Here is a 15,771-nt window from a genome sequence, read left to right as displayed (position 1 = left end):
TAAATGGTATAAAAAAACACATAAAATTATTTTTTGAATTTAAAATAAAACCATATTTACCTCATTTATTAACATTTAGTTTACATAACTAGGCACAATTAATATTTATAAAAAAATCACATTATGAAACCAAAAACCTTTTTACTTATTGTGACACTTTTGCTTTCGCAAATGGCGGGGGCGCAGATAAAGTTTCAGAGGTATTATGGCGGCCAATACGATGATGGAGGCAGCAGCGTATTACAAACAGATGATGGAGGATATATTATTGCCGGAAGAACTATGAGCTATGGTAATGGCTCAAATGATATTTATATTCTAAAAACCGATGCAAATGGAAATGAACTTTGGACAAAGACCTATGGGGGAAACGGGTGGGACGCCCCACTTGATATGAAAAAAACTCTTGATAATTGCTATGTAATTACAGGTGAGACATCCAGTTTTGGAGCGGGTGCATCAGATGCTTTTTTGATGAAGATTGACAGTAATGGAGACTCACTATGGTTTAAAACTTATGGAGGGGTGCAGGATGATGGAGCATCTGGAGTTGATGTTTGCAATGATAATAGCTACATAGTTACTGGTGGAACTATGAGTTATGGTATCGGGACAGGCAATATATATCTAATAAAAACTAATGGAACAGGAGATACTATTTGGACAAAAACTTATGGTGGAACTGCGTTTAACAATGGATATTCTGTTTTACAGACGATTGATGGCGGATTTATTATATCGGGATTTGATATGTCGAGTAGTAAGAACATGGTACTAATTAAAACCAATAATATGGGAGACTTGTTATGGGAAAAAAAATATGAATTTCGGATAGGATTATCTTATGGCTCAACAATTATTAGTACAATTGATGGAGGATATGCCGTATTGGGAACCTTTACAGAGGCAGGTAGTTTCTCAGATATTAAATTATTAAAAGTTGATGCAAACGGTGATTCACTTTTTACAAAAATATATGGTGGCACTAATAATGAAACTGGTGCAGATATATTACTTACTAATGAAAATGGCTTTATAATAGTAGGTTCAACACAAAGTTATGGTGCAGGAGGTGGGGATGTGTTTATTATAAAAACTGATGAAAATGGACTTGTTCAATGGACTAAAACATATGGAGGTATGGGTTATGATTGGGGCGGCTCTGTACAACAAACAAATGATAATGGTTACATCATCGCTGGTTATACAAAAAGTTTTAGCAATTATTATGATGTTTATTTAATTAAGACAGATGAGAATGGTGTTTCAGGATTTGAAAAAATAATATTGACAGGTAGTTCATTAAAAGTATATCCTAATCCTTCTGATGGATTATTTACAATACAATGGGAGGATATTGCCGATAAAAATTGTTCTGTACAAATCTTTAATTTGCAAGGGCAGGTAGTTTATAAGAATCATGTTAACACTGAAACTCAGGACAAGTTATTGATTGATTTATCAAAATGTCAAAAGGGTATATACTTTATTCGATTTACAGAAAAAAAGAAAATTGTTACTAATAAAATAATCATATATTAAATTTTAATACAATGAAATCTTTAGAAAAAATCAGGCATGCCAAAGGCATTTTATTTTTTGTTATCTGGTCAATTCAATGCGGATTATTTGCTCAAAATCAATCCATGCTATTACCCTTTTCAGGAGATACTTATCCTACTGCCACTGGTTCTAAAATGATTAATTTTATGAACCCTTCAAATCCTATAATAACAACTTTGCCGAAACATGATTTCGATTTTGGGAATAGCGATCCACATTTGGAATATGATTTACACGCCCCAGCAATCGATAACCCAGACAACCTTTATCTATTCAACGAAAAATACCTCGGCCAGCACCCGATGTATGCGCAGCGGGTGGTGCATGATGGGAAAATCAGTTAACAGTAAGCAGAAAAAAATAAATTATGAAAACAAAAATCATTTTATTAACCATTCTCCTGCTCGTAACACAGGCGGCAGATGCGCAGATAATGTTTCAGAGGCATTATGGCGGCCAATACGATGATGGAGGCAGCAGCGTATTGCAAACGGATGACGGCGGTTATATTATTGCCGGCAGAACTATGAGCTATGGAAATGGCTCAAATGATATTTATATTTTAAAAACCGATGCAAATGGGAATGAACTTTGGACAAAAACCTATGGGGGAAACGGATGGGATTTCCCTACTGACATAAAAAAGACACTTGACAATTGTTACATAATTGTAGGTGGAACTTCAAGTTTTGGAGCTGGCGCATCTGATGCATTTATGATGAAAATTGACAATAATGGAGATTCGCTTTGGTTTAAAACATATGGTGGAAGCTTAGATGACAAAGCTTTTGAGGTTGAAATATGTGAAGATTCTGGCTATATTATCTCTGGTGCAACCAGCAGTTTCGCTGTTGGATTTGCTGCAGCTTATTTAATTAGAACAAATTATTTAGGTGATACACTTTGGACAAAAACCTATGAAAAGAAAGATTTTAATGTTGCCAATAGCATTATTAAAACTAATATTGATAGCTTTATATTAGTTGGTGTAGCAGAAATCGGGGGCACGCCTGGTGCTGATGGATTAGTTATAAAAACAAATAGTATCGGCGATACCTTATGGATGAATACCTATGGGGGGGCATCATATGATGAATTTTACTCAATTTGCGAAGATAATGATGGAAATTACCTTTTATGTGGAACCACTTATAATTTGACAGCAGGAAGCTACGATGTATATCTGGTAAAGATTACAAATAGTGGCGGACTGATATGGGAGAAATCTATTGGTGGTATTAATGCTGATAATGCATATTCCATAATAAAAACAAGCGACAATAACTTTCTTGTTGTTGGTTCTACCGAAAGTTATGGCTCGGGCGGAAAAGATGTATATCTAATTAAATTTAACTCAAATGGTGATACTCTCTGGACAAGAACATTTGGCAGTTCCGGAGATGATATGGCAGGCTCCATAAGGGAAACTAATGATGGGGGCTATATCATTTCAGGAATCACAAATAGTTTTGGTAATAATTATGATATTTACCTGATTAAAACAGATGGCTCGGGAATATCAGGGATAAATAATAATGATATTGAAAACGGAGAATTTATTATTTACCCGAACCCGAGCAGCGGCACAGTATATTTAGAAATTCCAAAAACAATTGATGAGACCGTAAATTGTGAAATTTATAGTTTGCAAGGAGAATTAGTACAGAGTGAAAAAATAGAAACGAATACTATAAAAATTGATTTGCCTGAAAGCGGTATTTATTTTATCACGGTTACTGGCAAATCATTTAATGTTACAAGAAAGATTATTATTTACTAACATAATCTGATGTGAATGATGTTTTCTATCTTTGTAAAAAAGAAGTTTATAGCTTAATGTAAAGCCGAATTATGATCATCAATTTCGAGAGAAAGTTCGCCATATTTTTGCCATGGAAAACAGCCAGTTCCACCATGTTTACACGTATGGCATATTTCAACCAAAGTTCTTACAGCCGTTTTTATGATTTTAATGTGCATCTGAAAAGAATAGTTCATCAGCATATTACCGTTGCCGATTTCAAAGGTTTGCCAGAAAGCCTGCTCCCGCTGAAAAAAATTGCTTTTGTACGTAACCCTTATGACAGAGTATATTCCGGCTTCCTTCAGATTCAGAAAGACCTGAAAGAACAGCCTGACATGCCCTATCCTGAGCCATGGATAAAAAATCACGTGATGAAACAACTGGAGGCCAACGAGAAAAAATTGAGGCTGGCAGGCTACAACTTTGACAATTGGGTTGCACTGCTTCAACCTGAGGACGTTTTACAGATCGGAGGAAATTCCAGCTTCCCGCTTTACCCGGCGCATTATTGGACACACGATAATGATAAGCTTTTTGTTGACTTTATCGGCAAAGTGGAAACCTTTGAAGAAGATTTTAAGAAAATGCTGGAATTTCTCGATATTTCCGACTCATACAATCTTGAAAATGCCAATATCAACTTTTTAACCGATGAACAATCGGATTCAGATTATAAATACCTGGAAAAAATGTCGGAGGCATCCATACAAAAAATCAACTCGCTTTTCAGTAACGATTTCAAGCTCTTTGGATATAAGAAATTATAAACCATAATTTTGAAGATGTTATGTTTTATCCATGTGTCCTGAAGTATAAAAGCCATTATCACAGCTAATCAAAGTAATTTTTTAATCATGACGTAATTCTTTTATTGTTAAATAAATACACGATATAGCGCATAAAAACCCAAAATATGAAAAAACTATTCTTTCTGACAATAAGTGTTCTGTTATTAAATTCTTTGATTGCAAGCGGGCAAAAATACAACGTAGGGATAAAAGCAGGTATGAATATAATTCCTCTTGAAAAACATGAACTGAAAGGCAATCTTTTTAATCTGGGTTACCATTTCGGAGCCACCGCCGAATATAAAGTGAACAATTGGTTCTCCGTTTCAGCTGAACTGCTTTATACCACACGAAAAAAAACGTATTCATTGTACGACACGTCTTCCTTTATAGAAACACTGAGCACCAATCCGCTTATTACTATGATGGGCATGGATATTAATGACATTTTGGATTCTATAGGTGATATCAGTAATTATGTAAATGATGGAGTTTTTTCAACAACTTCAGGATATACAAACCTTGCTTACATCAAGATTCCTGTACTTGCTAAATTTAATTACAAATCTGTATATTTTTCCGTTGGCCCTTATGTTTCTTTTCTGGTTTCAGATAAAACCATAGAAGATTATTCGCAACACGTGCCATTGTTGGAATCAGTAACGGCTTTTGACACCATACCTTTTTTCGACTTGCTTGTCAGCGGCTCTTTCCCTGCATACAAACAAGCTATAAGAAAAGAAGTTAAAAACGACAAAAATATTCGAAATATTGATGTCGGTGTGATTGCCGATATTTCTTACCGTATTAATGGGAAATTTACAATAGGAGCAAGATACGTGCAAGGTTTACTCAATTACCGTTCTCCTGAAATCTATAAAAGGGATTATATTTCTTCTTTAAACTTCTATTTTGGTTACATTTTAGATTTTTCGAATAAAAACGAATCATTCTTCTAAGACAAACCTTCTTATTTTTAAAATCTAAACATCACTCTTGAGAACTCAAGGTGATAAAATTCTCCGTCTTGTAAGTATTCAATATTCCGGAATCTTCAGAGTAAATAAAATATGCCTCCATACCGGGATGATTTTTTAAAAAATCCTTTGCCTTTTCAACACCCATAACCATAAATGCTGTAGCATAAGCATCTGCTTCGGCACAATTGTCAGACATCACTGTAACACTAAGCAGCGAATGGCTCACGGGCAAGCCTGTATGGGGGTCAATGGTATGAGAGTATTTTATTCCATCCTTAATAAAATATTTTCTGTAATTACCTGAAGTTGACAGCGACATATTGTTCAATTCGACCTTCTCCTGAATTTCCTGTTCGGAATCACTGTTTTCAGCCGGTTTTTCAATTCCGACAATCCAGCTTTCTCCGCTTTCTTTTTTCCCTGACGCCCTCACTTCACCACCAATCTCGATAAGATAATCTTTCATGCCCTGATTATTGAAATATTCAGCCACAACGTCAGCGGTATATCCTTGTGCAATGGCATTAAAATCGAGCATAATTTCGGGATGTTCTTTTAATATGTGTCTTCCCGCAGATGTATTCACTATACGAATTTTGTTATATCCTACATAAGTTAAGAGGCTGTCAATATTTTCCTTGCTTAAATCCACACCCTTGCTTTTCCAAAACCCCCATGCTTTAACGAGAGGACCAACAGTTATGTCAAAATTTCCTTGCGTTGCATAAGAAACTTCCTGCGATTTATTGAAAAGTTTGATAAAATGATCGCTGAGTTCCGTTTCACGGTTGGCGTTGACCAATGATATTACCGAATTGCTGTCGAATACCGACGCTGTCTGATCCACAACTTTAAACAATGAATCTATGCCTGTTTTCAGTGAATTACTGTCAGCCCCGGCATAGAATTTTATCAGGAAAAAAGAGCCCTGAACATTTCCTTTGTATGTAATAAGATTTTTCTTCCCGTTGTTATTGCAGGCTATCACAAAAATCAACCATGCCAACATCCATAAAACAGATTTTTTCATGAAATCATTTTTTGCAAAATTAATTAAAAGTCAACGATTAAAAAACTCTGAGATTTATTCCACTATTTAATGTTTTGATTACCTTTGAATCATCAAACCAAAGATATGAGCCTGAAAAAATCCGGAATATTTTTTTGCATGATGTGCCTTGCTGTTTTCACCGCGATAGCCCAGACGGATACATGCGTCTATAATTATGGCAAATTCAATGACGGAGCAAAAGTTTTTCTTTTTGCGGATAAAGTAAATGTAAGGAAAGCCGATTCCCCCAATTCAGCTATAGTATGTAATCTGCCGATAGGAACTCCGATGACAATTATTTCCGCTTCTGAGAAATCTTTTGTATCGAATGGTATTTCTGCAAATTGGTATCATGTTGGTTTTTATATTGATGGGAAATATAATATGGGTTATGTCTGGGGAAACCTGATATCACATGCCAGCATACCGTTTTCGGAAAATGGTGAGAACTGCTTGTTTGTCTGTGCCCCGGTTTCAAGATCAGAGGCGGACGGATTAAAAATGACTGCAAAGATCATAAGTAACGGTAAAATAGTAAACTCATTAAGTTTTACGCCTATCTATACAGAAATGTCTGGTTCCGGAACATTTGAGTATTGTTTGTCGGGCAGCCGGCTTGATAAAACTGGATTCACAGGGGTGTCAAAAATATTTGCCGTCAGTTTTGAATATGGCGCATGCGGCTATGCCAACGGAGACATATTATTTTTCAGGGCCGGCAACGATCTTGTGGAGTTTGCCAAAGCCATCAGGGTTTCAGAGGCCGGTGTCTTTAATGTTTCTTACAACTATATTTTTCCGCAATATAAAGACGGTGATGACAATACATTATATATAGAGGAACGTCACGTTGAATATGACCTCGACAAGGAAGACATAACTATCACAAGCGATGTTACTTATAAACGCAAGATTTTCTGGGATGGAAAAAAAGGAATTGAATCGGAAAAACAGGAATTAAATAATCTGAAAGAAGCACCAAGATAACATTTCGGATATTTCAACGTTTTTTTATACTAAACGAAAATTTTCTGTTCAGTTTTTTGCGAAAAGTAAAAAGCGTAAAAAAATATGCAACCAGAAATAGTACCACCGACAATCCCATAACAGGTTCAGAAACGCCCGAGTAATATTCTGCTATCATCAGGGATATCATAACCACAAATGGAAGAATATATGCAAACAAAACAGCCATGGTTCCCATGGACTGGCTCATCATAACTTCTACATTTTCACCGGGTTCAAATTGCTGCAATGGTTTTCGCACTGTTATTATTTTCTCTTTGCTATCGGATACACCGCACAGATGTTTTGTCTTACATATCGAACAGGCCGACTCGCTGATTATCAATACATCAATGCTGTCCTGATGTATTTCTTTTATAATTCCGTGGTGTGAGATGTGATTTTGTGACATAGCAGCAGCAAAAGTAGCTTTTTTAGTATAAATTTTTAGTAAATACAATTCAATTTAGTCTTAAAGGTAAGAATATCTGTATTTTAGATAAATATTAAATGAGAAAAAAAAATCTATATTATTTTATTAAATGATAGAAGTTTTGTAAATAAAAATTCTAATTTTGCACCGGAAAATAAAATGAAAAATATGATAAATCTCACTACCAAATACATGGGTTTTCAATTAAAGAACCCTTTGATAGTAGCAAGCTCCGGATTGACTAAATCTCCTGAAAAAATCAAGGAATTTGAGGAAAAAGGCGCCGCAGCCGTTGTGCTGAAATCTCTTTTCGAAGAGCAGATCATGATGGATACCAACCATATCATGGATTACCCGGATTCCTACAATAATTATCCTGAGGCGCTTGATTATATCAAAAATTTTACTAAACACAATTCTGTTGAAGAATATCTGAAACTTATAAAAGACACAAAGAAAGAAGTCAGTATTCCTGTTTTTGCGAGTATCAACTGTGTTTCGCTCAACGAATGGATTAACATTGCCCGCGATATAGAAAAAGCAGGAGCCGATGCCTTGGAACTCAACATATTTATCATGCCCAGCGATTTAAATACCACAGGATCCGAACATGAGAAGATGTATTTTGATATTATCGAGAAAATCAGAAAAACGGTAAAGATCCCCGTTGCTTTAAAAATAGGTTACTATTTCAGCGGGCTAATCAACCTGCTTCAGAAGTTTTCATGGACGGGTATTTCCGCGCTGGTGCTTTTCAACAGGTTTTATACACCTGATATCAATATTGATTCACTGCGCCTGCAAGCCACCAATCTTTTAAGCACACCAGCCGAAATGGGAAATTCGTTGCGCTGGATCGCCTTGTTGTCTGATAAAGCCGGGTGCGATATTTCTGCATCAACAGGAATCCACGATGCAAGCGGTGTCATCAAACAATTGCTTGTCGGAGCCACTACCGCACAATTATGTTCTGCCTTGTACATGCATGGGGCTGACCGTATTCAGGAAATTCTTGAAGACCTGACTAAATGGATGGAACAGAAAAATTATAACAATATCAGCGATTTCAGAGGCAAACTCAGCCTTAAAAAAGCGGAAAACCCTATTCTGTATCACAGGGTTCAATATATGAAACATTTATCGGATACTGATTAACATTGTTTAACATTTAATAAATAACTCAAGTGAACATTGCAATTATTTTCGCAGTTATTACGCTAAGCGTCATTGGTATTTTGTCAGCGGTGATATTATATTTCATTGCACAAAAATTCAAAGTTATCGAAGATCCCAGAATTGATGAAGTGGCGGCTGCACTGCCTGGCGCTAATTGTGGCGGCTGCGGCTTTGCCGGTTGCAGAAACATGGCTGAAAGCATCGTTAAAAAAGAATCTACCGAAGGTTTTTTCTGCCCTCCCGGCGGTAATGCCACGATGAAAGCCATTGCAGGTATTTTCGGACAGGTTGCCGAAGATAAAGACCCGATGATTGCGGTTCTGCGATGCAACGGCACCAAAGTAAATGCCATAGCCAAAACCGAATACGACGGGCTGAATTCGTGTTTTTTTATTCATAACCTTTATTCCGGCTCCAACGGATGTCCTTATGGCTGTTTGGGCGGCGGCGACTGTGTGGATGCTTGTCAGTTTGATGCTATGTATATGGATAAAGAAACAGGGCTTCCTGTGATTATTCAGGACAAATGTATCGCTTGTGGCGCATGCGTAAAAGCCTGTCCACGGAAGATCATCGAACTGAGAAAAAAAGGCAAGAAAGACCGCAGGATTTTTGTCAGTTGTATTAACAGGGAAAAAGGCGCCGTGGCAAAGAAAAACTGCGAAGCTGCCTGTATTGGCTGCGGAAAATGTGTCAAAGAATGTAAATTCGAAGCGATCACACTCGAAAACAACCTGGCCTATATTGATTTTGAAAAATGCACCTTATGCAGAAAGTGTGTCGAATCCTGTCCCACACATTCTATATGGGAAGTCAATTTTCCGGAACGCAAAAAGAAAGAGGCCGATTCGCCTGCAGAAGAAATTGTGACTAATTAAAATGGAGGATAAAATGTTCAATATACAATGTTCAATGAACGATGTTCAATTGTTAATTGGGGAAGATAAATTTTTTTAATTATGCAAACAAAATTTGATTTAGAAGACCGGCTGGTGGATTTTACTTGCAGAATGATTGATATTGTTGAGGCATTACCAAGCACAAAAGCGGGAATTTACCTTGCAGGTCAGTTAATCAGAGCTTGTCATTCACCTGCTTTAAATTATGGAGAGACTCAAGCGGCGGAATCCAAAGCCGATTTCATTCATAAACTGGGAATTGTTCTTAAAGAATTGAAAGAATGCAGAGTCATTTTAAAAATAGTTAAAAAAAAGGAAATTATAAAGCCGGTTGGTCAACTATCAGAAATTTATAATGAAACGGAGGAGTTAATCGCAATTATTGGAAAAAGTATTAATACAGCAAAAAAGAATAACAGTAAATAAATATTTTATCAGGTAATAAATCCGCCACTTCGGATTAAAAATTGAAAATTGATAGTTGAGCATTGAAAATTGAAAATTATAAAAAAATAAAACATACAGGAGGATTCATATTTGAAAACTTTTAAATTAGGCGGTGTTCACCCGGAAGAAAACAAACATTCTGCCGGCATACCGATAAAAAGCATTGCACTGCCCAAAACGGTCGTGATACCCCTGGCTCAAAGCCTGGGAGCTGCTTCAGCTCCTTTGGTGAATAAAGGTGACAAGGTATTGGTAGGTCAGTTAATTGCTCAGGGCACATCGTTCATTTCTTCCAACATCCACTCCTCCGTTTCAGGAACGGTGGTAAAAATTGATGATGCCCCCGATGCCAGCGGTTACCGGAAAAAGTGCATCATTATTGATGTGGAGGGTGACGAATGGGTGGAAAGCATTGATAAAAGCCCTGAACTAAAGGCTGAGATCACGCTAAGCAAGGAAGATATTATCACCCGCATCAAAGAAGCAGGTATTGTCGGCCTTGGCGGCGCTACTTTCCCCACACATGTTAAATTGATGGTTCCTGAAGGAAAAAAAGCCGAGCATCTGATTATTAATGCAGTAGAATGTGAGCCTTACCTCACTTCCGATCACCGCATCATGCTCGAAAAAGGAGAAGAAGTGATTATTGGAACAAAAATCCTGATGAAGGCGCTTGGAGTAAACAAGGCATACATTGGCATTGAAAATAACAAACCTGATGCGATCGCACATCTCACAGAACTATCCAGGAAACATGACGGCATCAGCGTTTGTGCATTAAAAGTCAAATACCCGCAAGGCGGCGAAAAACAGCTCATTAAAGCCATTGTCAACCGCGAGGTGCCATCAGGCAAACTTCCCATTGAAGTTGGCTGTGTGGTTCAGAATGTTGGAACTGCTTTTGCTGTTTACGAAGCTGTGCAGAAAAACAAACCTTTGTTTGAACGTGTCGTAACAGTTACCGGAAAATCAGTTAAAAATCCCGGCAACCTGATGGCCCGCATCGGTACTCCTATCAGCGCACTTTTAGAAGAAGCCGGAGGCATCCCAGAAGAAACAGGAAAAATCATCAACGGCGGCCCCATGATGGGCAAGGCCGTAAATTCGCTTGAGATACCTGTTGTAAAAGGTATGTCCGGGCTGGTGCTGATGCCGGAAAATGAAGCCAAACGCACAAAAGCAGAAAACTGCATTCGTTGTGCAAAATGCGTTTCTGTATGCCCGATGGGACTTGCACCCTATCTCATCGCACAGACTTCAGAGATTGGTCAGGAAGAAATGGCGGAAGAACTAAAAGTAACGGACTGTATCGAATGCGGCTCCTGTGCTTTTACCTGCCCTTCGGGCCGGCCGCTGCTTGAAAACATCAGGATGGCAAAAAATAAAGTTGGACAAATTATCAGAAACAGAGCAAAATAATTATTTATGGCAAATTTATTAACAGTATCAGGGTCTCCGCATATTCACGGCGACCAGTCGGTAAAAAAGATCATGTGGGGCGTGGTCATCGCATTGATACCCGCCTTGCTGGTTTCTTTTTGGTATTTTGGTATTGGCGCGTTGTTACTGACATTAGTATCAGTCTTTACCTGCGTGGTGGTCGAATTTATCATTCAGAAATATATGCTGAAAGAACCCAATAGCATTGGCAACGGTTCCGCAGTAATTACCGGTATTTTGTTAGCGCTGAACGTTCCGAGCAACCTTCCGGTGTGGATGATCGTTGTAGGGGCCATTGTTTCTATAGCTGTTGCAAAGATGACTTTCGGCGGCCTTGGGAAAAACCCTTTCAACCCGGCACTTATAGGGCGTGTGTTCATGCTGATATCTTTCCCTGTCAACATGACTTCCTGGCCGCTGCCGCTTGTGAACCGCACCGTGCTTGTCGATGCTGTTACCGGCCCGACAAGTTTAGGGGTTGTTAAAGAAGGACTCGCCAAAGGAGATTCGATGACCGATGTGATGTCGAATGTACCTTCCTACGTTGATATGTTGCTTGGAAATATGGGCGGTTCGTTTGGCGAGGTTTCAGCCATCGCGCTGATCCTCGGAGGACTTTTTATGCTGATACGCAAGATCATCACCTGGCATATACCGGTAACTTTTATCGGAACTGTCTTTGCTTTCACAGGCCTGCTTTACCTGCTGGATCCCACCCAATATGTGGACCCGGTTTTCCATTTACTCGCCGGAGGCCTTATGTTAGGCGCCATCTTTATGGCAACCGACATGGTAACATCGCCTATGACAAAAACAGGAATGGTGATATTCGGTATCGGATGCGGGCTGCTCACGGTTCTTATCAGGGTATGGGGCGCATACCCGGAAGGCGTGTCGTTCGCCATATTAATAATGAATGCAATCGTGCCTTTGATCAATAAAGGTTTTAAACCAAAAAAATTCGGGGAGGTAGTAAAAAATGGCTAAGCTACAATCATCATTAAAAAACATGATATTATGCCTGTTCCTGATATCCCTTGTGATGTCGGCGGCATTAGGCGTTGTTTACAACGTTACAAAAGGGCCTATTGAGATTTCCTCAAAGAAAGCTGAAATAGATGCATTAAAAGCTGTTTTACCGGCTTTTGACAATGATCCTACCGCTGACGCAAAAGATATTGAAGGCCTGACTTATTATATCGGAAAAAAATCGGAAACCGTTGTGGGTTACGCTGTAAAAACATTTACGGATAAAGGATTCAGCGGACATTTTGAATTGATGGTCGGCCTTATGCCTGATGGCAGCATAAACAAAATAGCTGTCCTCAGTCAGAAAGAGACCCCGGGCCTTGGCGATAAAATGAAAACCAACTGGAAAGACCAGTTCAATGGTAAAAACCCGAAAGATTATAAACTGTTGGTTAAGAAAGACGGCGGCGATGTAGATGCCATCACAGCCTCTACGATCTCATCACGGGCATTCTGCGACGCCACCCAGAAAGCTTATGACGGATATATGAAAAATTTCAACAAAAGTGAAGGAGGTAATCAATGAACAATTTAAAACATTTTACAAACGGTATCTTCAGGGAAAACCCCACTTTTGTGCTTGTACTGGGAACATGCCCCACACTGGCTGTAACAACTGCCGCATTTAACGGCATTGGCATGGGCGCTGCTACTACATTTGTGCTGGTATTCTCTAACCTGTTTATCGCTTTACTAAAAAACTTCATTCCCGACAAGGTACGTATAGCTGCATTCATTGTTATTATTGCCACTTTTGTTACTATTGTCGATTTGGTCATGAAAGCCTATACCCCTGATCTTTATAAAACTCTGGGGATATTTATTCCACTGATTGTTGTAAACTGTATCATCCTTGGCCGTGCCGAAGCTTTTGCACAGAAAAGCAAGGTTTTACCGGCAATTTTAGACGGACTTGGAATGGGTATCGGGTTTACACTTGCTATAACAATAATGGGCTCTATAAGGGAATTATTAGGTAACGGTTCTATCTTTGACATTAAACTGGTTAGTGAAAATGCCAAAACTATTTTATTGTTCATACTTCCTCCGGGCGCTTTTTTGACCTATGGCTATCTTATTGCCGCATTCAACAAAATAAAAGCAAAATCATAAAATATAACATACTATGGAATTCATTAAAATAATCATTCTGGCACTCATTGTAAACAATGTTGTACTGGCTCAGTTTTTGGGAATATGCCCATTCCTTGGAGTTTCCAACAAGGTTTCCACTTCAATAGGTATGGGGGCAGCCGTTGTATTTGTGATGGCACTCGCCAATTTTGTAACTTACTTCATTCAATTTTATATTTTGGTTCCGCTGCATATCGAATTTATGCAGACCATTTGTTTTATTTTCATCATTGCTTTCCTTGTACAAATTGTCGAGATAATACTGAAAAAATCAGCTCCCAGCCTTTATCAGGCATTAGGGATTTACCTGCCTCTGATCACCACCAACTGTGCCGTACTCGGTATTGCCATATTAGCTGTTCAAAAAGATTACAACCTAATTCAAAGCGTGGTTTATGCTGCTGCTATTGCTGTCGGTTTTACCCTTGCCATGATATTGATGGCAGGTTTGCGCGAACAAATGGAAACGACAAGGTATCCGAAAGGCATGAAAGGCTTCCCGATCTCTCTGGTTACAGCCGGGCTGCTTTCACTTGCCTTTATGGGTTTCTCAGGTTTAGTAAAATAATTGTATAACATATAAACTAAAAACTATGTCTAAAAACATTTTAAAAGTGCTCTTTGTAATAATCGCGCTGGTGCTCCCATTCTGGGCTTTTGCCGAAGGCGGCTCTGCAGGAGCTTCTATCGGAGGTATCCGTATTGAATTTATTCTGTTTGCTCTGACACTGATCGGAGTGGCGGTTTTCCACAAACAGACCTTCTGGGTTGCTATTACGGGATTGACGGTCATAATCCTTTATAAAATATTTTTTATTTCCGGCTATCCTTTTGCAGAACATTTTTTTGGAGAAAATTCCTTTCTTGATCAACTGAAAGATAAAAGCATGCGTCAGGGCGAATGGGGTATTCTGCTGAACCTTTTAGGTTTACTGCTTGGTTTTGCTTTACTTGCCAAGATATTTGAAGAATCGGGCGTTCCTGACATTCTCCCTAAATATTTGCCCAACGACTGGAAAGGCCCTTTTGTGCTGCTTGTTTTTGTTTTTATTCTTTCATCATTTCTCGATAATATTGCTGCGGCCATGATCGGTGGAACTATTGCCCTGGTGGTGTTTAAAAACAAAGTACATGTCGGTTATATTGCGGGTATCGTTGCCGCAAGCAATGCGGGAGGATCCGGCAGCGTGGTAGGTGATACTACGACCACCATGATGTGGATTGACGGGGTTTCAGCCTTCAATGTACTCCATGCCTTTGTTGCTGCAGGTGTAGCACTATTAATAATAGCCTGGTTTGCAGCTCATCAGCAGGATAAATTTCAGCGTATTACTTCTGAAGCTAAAACCGGGGTGAAAATCGACTGGGTTCGCCTGTTGATTGTACTGATGATTCTGGTTGGAGCTATCTTATCGAATATTTATTACGATATGCCGGCCCTTGGCGTATGGATTGCCATTATTATCGGGGCATTCATGCGTAAAATGCCCTGGCACGAAGTCAGCGGGTCAATCAAGGGTTCCATTTTCCTTCTGTGCCTCGTTACGGCTGCTTCATTAATGCCGGTGGAAACCTTACCCTCTGCCTCATGGATGACTGCTTTCATACTCGGATTTGTTTCGGCCGTATTCGATAATATTCCTCTTACCAAACTCTGTCTCGAACAAGGTCACTACGACTGGGGGATGCTGGCATATTCTGTGGGGTTCGGCGGTTCGATGATATGGTTTGGATCTTCTGCCGGCGTTGCAATTACCAACAAGTTTCCGGATGCACGCAATGTTTTGCTATGGCTCAGAAAAGGCTGGCATGTAACGTTGGCTTATATTGTTGGTTTCTTTGTTTTGTTGTTTATTATGAATTGGGAACCGGCAGATAATAAAAGTCATAAAGAACCGGCAATAACCTGCCCTGCTAAAGAATGTAAAGCAAGGGATGAGGCCAGGATGCTTGAATTACAAAAAACAGGTGTCATCGATAGCTTACTTGTAAAATAAAAAAATAAAAGAGACTGGATTAATT

The 15,771-nt window shown here is 38.8% G+C and carries 17 protein-coding genes; 15 read left to right on the top strand and 2 right to left on the bottom strand.

The window, feature by feature from the left end; translation table 11 throughout:
- Positions 1–123: 123 nt before the first annotated feature.
- The 5 genes from M0R16_08450 (at position 124) to M0R16_08430 (ending at position 5,114) form a co-directional block, all read left to right on the top strand.
- Entirely contained in the window at positions 124–1,542 is a 1,419-nt protein-coding gene (locus M0R16_08450; protein ID MCK9612917.1) for a T9SS type A sorting domain-containing protein, read from the top strand.
- Between the two features lie 11 nt (positions 1,543–1,553).
- Positions 1,554–1,907 (top strand): hypothetical protein, encoded by a 354-nt coding sequence (locus tag M0R16_08445; GenBank protein ID MCK9612916.1) that lies wholly within the window; start codon positions 1,554–1,556, stop codon positions 1,905–1,907.
- Between the two features lie 23 nt (positions 1,908–1,930).
- On the top strand, positions 1,931–3,343 hold the full coding sequence (locus M0R16_08440; GenBank protein MCK9612915.1) for a T9SS type A sorting domain-containing protein: 1,413 nt from the start codon (positions 1,931–1,933) through the stop codon (positions 3,341–3,343).
- A 71-nt stretch (positions 3,344–3,414) separates the two neighbouring features.
- On the top strand, positions 3,415–4,134 hold the full coding sequence (locus tag M0R16_08435; GenBank protein MCK9612914.1) for a sulfotransferase family protein: 720 nt from the start codon (positions 3,415–3,417) through the stop codon (positions 4,132–4,134).
- A gap of 146 nt (positions 4,135–4,280) precedes the next feature.
- The gene (locus M0R16_08430) at positions 4,281–5,114 is read left to right on the top strand and encodes a PorT family protein (GenBank protein ID MCK9612913.1); all 834 of its coding nucleotides are present in this window, start codon (positions 4,281–4,283) and stop codon (positions 5,112–5,114) included.
- A 31-nt stretch (positions 5,115–5,145) separates the two neighbouring features.
- Here the strand turns inward: M0R16_08430 and M0R16_08425 are convergent, their stop codons facing one another.
- Positions 5,146–6,165, bottom strand: a complete 1,020-nt coding sequence (locus M0R16_08425) for an FAD:protein FMN transferase (protein ID MCK9612912.1) — start codon at positions 6,163–6,165, stop codon at positions 5,146–5,148.
- 105 nt (positions 6,166–6,270) lie between these two features.
- On the opposite strand from M0R16_08425, the gene M0R16_08420 reads away from it, so the two are divergent.
- Entirely contained in the window at positions 6,271–7,173 is a 903-nt protein-coding gene (locus tag M0R16_08420) for an SH3 domain-containing protein (GenBank protein ID MCK9612911.1), read from the top strand.
- Positions 7,174–7,186: 13 nt separating this feature from the next.
- Here M0R16_08420 and M0R16_08415 read toward each other — a convergent pair whose 3' ends face one another.
- Positions 7,187–7,651, bottom strand: a complete 465-nt coding sequence (locus tag M0R16_08415; GenBank protein ID MCK9612910.1) for a SoxR reducing system RseC family protein — start codon at positions 7,649–7,651, stop codon at positions 7,187–7,189.
- 141 nt (positions 7,652–7,792) lie between these two features.
- Between M0R16_08415 and M0R16_08410 the strand changes: the two genes are divergently transcribed.
- The 9 genes from M0R16_08410 to M0R16_08370 all read left to right on the top strand — a co-directional run bounded on the left by M0R16_08410 (position 7,793) and on the right by M0R16_08370 (position 15,746).
- Positions 7,793–8,779, top strand: a complete 987-nt coding sequence (locus M0R16_08410; GenBank protein MCK9612909.1) for a dihydroorotate dehydrogenase-like protein — start codon at positions 7,793–7,795, stop codon at positions 8,777–8,779.
- 29 nt (positions 8,780–8,808) lie between these two features.
- On the top strand, positions 8,809–9,678 hold the full coding sequence (locus tag M0R16_08405; protein MCK9612908.1) for an RnfABCDGE type electron transport complex subunit B: 870 nt from the start codon (positions 8,809–8,811) through the stop codon (positions 9,676–9,678).
- Between the two features lie 81 nt (positions 9,679–9,759).
- Positions 9,760–10,125 carry a four helix bundle protein gene (locus M0R16_08400; protein ID MCK9612907.1) on the top strand — a complete coding sequence of 122 codons (366 nt, stop codon included), beginning with the start codon at positions 9,760–9,762 and terminating at the stop codon, positions 10,123–10,125.
- Between the two features lie 111 nt (positions 10,126–10,236).
- Complete coding sequence (gene rsxC, locus M0R16_08395; protein ID MCK9612906.1) at positions 10,237–11,565, top strand: electron transport complex subunit RsxC; 1,329 nt, start codon at positions 10,237–10,239, stop codon at positions 11,563–11,565.
- Positions 11,566–11,571: 6 nt separating this feature from the next.
- Positions 11,572–12,573, top strand: coding sequence for an RnfABCDGE type electron transport complex subunit D (locus M0R16_08390; GenBank protein MCK9612905.1), 1,002 nt, complete (start codon positions 11,572–11,574; stop codon positions 12,571–12,573).
- On the top strand, positions 12,566–13,141 hold the full coding sequence (locus M0R16_08385) for an RnfABCDGE type electron transport complex subunit G (protein MCK9612904.1): 576 nt from the start codon (positions 12,566–12,568) through the stop codon (positions 13,139–13,141). Before M0R16_08390 ends, M0R16_08385 begins: the two co-directional genes overlap by 8 nt.
- The gene (locus M0R16_08380) at positions 13,138–13,728 is read left to right on the top strand and encodes an electron transport complex subunit E (protein ID MCK9612903.1); all 591 of its coding nucleotides are present in this window, start codon (positions 13,138–13,140) and stop codon (positions 13,726–13,728) included. The genes M0R16_08385 and M0R16_08380 overlap by 4 nt, the downstream gene beginning before the upstream one ends.
- A gap of 13 nt (positions 13,729–13,741) precedes the next feature.
- A complete protein-coding gene (locus M0R16_08375) occupies positions 13,742–14,317 on the top strand; it encodes an RnfABCDGE type electron transport complex subunit A (GenBank protein ID MCK9612902.1) in 576 nt (191 codons plus the stop codon).
- A 25-nt stretch (positions 14,318–14,342) separates the two neighbouring features.
- A complete protein-coding gene (locus tag M0R16_08370) occupies positions 14,343–15,746 on the top strand; it encodes a hypothetical protein (GenBank protein ID MCK9612901.1) in 1,404 nt (467 codons plus the stop codon).
- Positions 15,747–15,771: the final 25 nt, after the last annotated feature.

This window comes from Bacteroidales bacterium, assembly GCA_023228145.1.
In the GTDB taxonomy this organism is placed as follows: Bacteria; Bacteroidota; Bacteroidia; order Bacteroidales; family CAIWKO01; genus CAIWKO01.
Note: the sequence above shows the minus strand (reverse complement) of the source record. Positions and strands in the feature narration are given on the sequence as shown.